General features: G+C 43.6%; 1 protein-coding gene. It reads left to right on the top strand.

Annotated elements, in window-relative coordinates; translation table 11 throughout:
- Positions 1-401 (top strand): DUF1542 domain-containing protein (locus tag HT734_RS09125; RefSeq protein ID WP_173308522.1); only part of this gene is annotated, 401 nt, incomplete at both ends.

The following is a 401-nucleotide window of genomic DNA, read 5'->3' as shown; positions in this document are numbered from 1 at the left end:
GCTAAAGATGCAGCAGATAAAGCTAAAGAAGCAATTGATGCAGCAACAGACGATGCAGCATTGAATAAAGCTAAAGAAGCAGGAACTGGTGAAATCGCCAAAGTTAACCCAGTAGCTAAAGAAGCAGCTAAGAAAGCAGTAGCGGATGAATTAGCTAAGAAAGAAGCAGAAATCGCTGGCCGTAACGACCTCACAGATGAAGAGAAAGCCAAAGCCAAAGAAGAAGCTCAAGCGAAAGCTAAGGAAGCAACAGATGCAATCGATGCTCAACCAAACAACGCAGAAACACCAGAGAAAGCAGCAGAAGCTCAAACAGCAGTAGATGGTGCTAAAGATAAAGGTGTAGCAGATGTTACAGCAGTAAATCCAGCAGCAACTAAGAAACCAGAAGCTAAGCAAGC

It is taken from the genome of Streptococcus sp. k-90 (genome assembly GCF_013277565.1).
In the GTDB taxonomy this organism is placed as follows: Bacteria; Bacillota; Bacilli; order Lactobacillales; family Streptococcaceae; genus Streptococcus.
Note: the sequence above shows the minus strand (reverse complement) of the source record. Positions and strands in the feature narration are given on the sequence as shown.